Origin of the sequence: Phormidium sp. FACHB-1136 (assembly GCF_014697375.1) — a bacterium.
GTDB lineage: Bacteria > Cyanobacteriota > Cyanobacteriia > Phormidesmidales > Phormidesmidaceae > Nodosilinea.
The window spans coordinates 1-2,692 of the sequence record NZ_JACJRS010000215.1; the positions used below are offsets into that span (position 1 = coordinate 1).

At 54.4% G+C, this 2,692-nt stretch carries 3 protein-coding genes and 1 pseudogene; 1 reads left to right on the top strand and 3 read right to left on the bottom strand.

The window, feature by feature from the left end; genetic code table 11:
- The 3 genes from H6G62_RS26635 to H6G62_RS26645 form a co-directional block, all read right to left on the bottom strand.
- On the bottom strand, positions 1 to 280 hold a 280-nt coding region (locus tag H6G62_RS26635), incomplete at its 3' end, for a transposase family protein (protein WP_190500799.1).
- Positions 281 to 515: 235 nt separating this feature from the next.
- A complete protein-coding gene (locus tag H6G62_RS26640) occupies positions 516 to 1,130 on the bottom strand; it encodes an exopolysaccharide biosynthesis protein (protein ID WP_190500801.1) in 615 nt (204 codons plus the stop codon).
- Positions 1,131 to 1,529: 399 nt separating this feature from the next.
- The gene (locus H6G62_RS26645; RefSeq protein ID WP_190500803.1) at positions 1,530 to 1,706 is read right to left on the bottom strand and encodes a hypothetical protein; all 177 of its coding nucleotides are present in this window, start codon (positions 1,704 to 1,706) and stop codon (positions 1,530 to 1,532) included.
- A 387-nt stretch (positions 1,707 to 2,093) separates the two neighbouring features.
- Here H6G62_RS26645 and H6G62_RS26650 point away from each other — a divergent pair.
- Positions 2,094 to 2,692, top strand: a pseudogene (locus H6G62_RS26650) (photosystem II q(b) protein); the annotation flags it as partial.

Consider the following 2,692-nt stretch of genomic DNA (forward strand, 5'->3'; position numbering starts at 1 on the left):
TAGCCCAGGCATTGAACGCCTCCACCCACCCGTGGGAATCTACGGCCAACGACGTTCGGCGAAACGTAGAGTAGGACGGCATCGGTTGGGCCTCCGCTAACCCGAGAAGTTCTCGCAGGTCATCGGCATACAACGCCGCAAAGTCCGCCAGGGGACGATAGCCCCGATAGCCGCACAAGAAGCCCACCACACTCACCATCAGGAGCATCCACAACGGATGACGCCGTCCCCGGAGATGGCGATGGTCTGGAATTTGTTTTAATTGGTCTATGAGGGCCATGGGTTAAGGGTCTTAATAACATCTCAACCCATCCTCATTTTTCTTTGCTGGTATGAAACCACCCTGCTGGCCCCCCTTGAAAAGGGGGGAACCGGAGTTAAAGTCCCCCTTTTCAAGGGGGATTTAGGGGGATCTCCCAACCTTTGGCCCGTGGCAACGAGATCTGTGTATGTAGTAGCCTTCCTGGGAGAGGGGCTGGGGGTGAGCGTCAAAACATGGGCCGGAAACAGGTCTCTTAAAATCCGCGAATCAGTTGAATGCCTGCCTTCACCGCCTCATAGCCAAACAGCAGCACCAGAGTCGTAAGGGTGCCCCCCATCACACACAGCACCAACCCACCCAGGCTAATCGCGCCATCGTCATCCAGCAGGCCAAAGCCCGTCACAAAAATGCCCATGGCGGGCAAGGTATTGGTGAGGGGAATGGGAATCATCATAGAAATAGACATGAGACTAATCGCCACCCCGATCACAATCCGTCCCGGTTGGCTGGCACAAACGGGAGTAAGTCGAGGACGCGAAATGGCCTCTAGCCGCCGTAGCCAGGGGGTGCCAGCGGTGATAATTTTTTGCACCGAAGTCAGATCAAAGGCCTTATCGTTCCAAGATTCAGGCATCCAGGGGCGAGTGCGACCGGTCACCAACTGTACCGCTAACAGCAGCAGCACAATGCCAAAGGGCACTGAATAGCCCGGAGCCGGAATGGGCAGGGCCGAGGGCAATGACAACAGCACAAACAAAAAGCCGAAGGTGCGCTCTCCGGCCAGGGTCAAAATTTCCTTGAGGGTAACTTGGGGCGTGGTAACCGTTTCAAAAAAATAGTGGTTGAGTTCGGCAGACAGTCGGGCCATAGGAGGTTGGATAGGGTGGGCGATGGATGGCACAGTATAGGGATGAACCATGCGCAAACTAAGGCTGTCATCTTAATCAGCGGCAACGGTTTGATCAGACCGGGGATCTATCCAAGCACGTTAGCAGGACAAGGGGTAAGACCGAATCTGGATGGGAAAACCCTGATTCCCCGCCCGACAAGCCGTAGGGGCGAGGTTTCCTCACCCGCTAATACCGGAGACAAACAAGCCAAAGTGGAATAAGGAGAGGATTTAGGCATGACACCCCCTCGCCTTTCCCATGCATCAGATTAGCCGAATTCAAGCGCCCCTCTATCTTGTATGTGCCACAGCATGAAGCATACCTAGTATTTCACCTGTCTTGATAATGCTCCATCCCTGGGTGGCAGACTCTATAACTTAATCAACAACACGCAAACGACCCTGGCTTAGGGCTTCGTACACACGGTTAATCAAATCCGCGTCGGTAGGACTCAGGTCTCGCTTGGCAAACATGGCCATCAGCATCTGCTGATCACGGCGGGTGAGTCGTCGTGCTGCAAACATTTGTTCAATGGCTCGTTCAAGGGTAGACATGGCTCGCACTCTGATTGATAGCAGACAGACAGGAACGCCAAGGAAGCGGCCTTAACGTCGGTCAGTAAGGTGTTTAGCGCAATTTCAGCCTACAGACCTCCCCTCGCTGCTGACATCGGCAAGATAACCCAACTCCCCGCGAATACGGAGACCTATCTTAGGGCGCAGTCCGTATTTTTACTTGCCTTCCTACTTATACAAGGGCCATGGCTTCGTTAATGTTACGTCGCTAACGATTGAGGGACGCTTCGCTAGCGGCTCGCTTGCAGCCATTCCAAAAGATTTCCCGCAACGAAATTTAGTTTTGTGTGCTATTGTAAAGACACCTAACGAATTCTCATATTCGCTAGGGATATATCTCCAATCAACTTAACGGACTAATACATCATGACAACGACTCTACAGCGGCGCGAGAGCGCCAACCTGTGGGAGCAGTTCTGTCAGTGGGTGACCAGCACCGAAAACCGCCTGTACATCGGCTGGTTCGGCGTGCTGATGATCCCCACTCTCCTCGCTGCTACCGCTTGCTACGTTATCGCCTTCGTTGCGGCTCCCCCCGTGGACATCGACGGCATCCGTGAGCCTGTGGCTGGCTCCCTGATGTACGGCAATAACATCATCTCCGGTGCGGTTGTTCCTTCCTCCAACGCTATCGGTCTGCACTTCTACCCCATCTGGGAAGCCGCTTCCCTGGATGAGTGGCTGTACAACGGTGGCCCCTACCAGCTCGTGATTTTCCACTTCCTCATTGGCGTCTTCTGCTACATGGGTCGTGAGTGGGAACTGAGCTACCGCCTCGGGATGCGCCCCTGGATCTGCGTGGCTTACTCCGCTCCTGTGGCCGCTGCTACCGCAGTGTTCCTGATCTACCCCATCGGTCAAGGCTCCTTCTCTGACGGGATGCCCCTGGGGATTTCCGGTACCTTCAACTTCATGTTGGTGTTCCAAGCTGAGCACAACATTCTGATGCACCCCTTCCACATGCT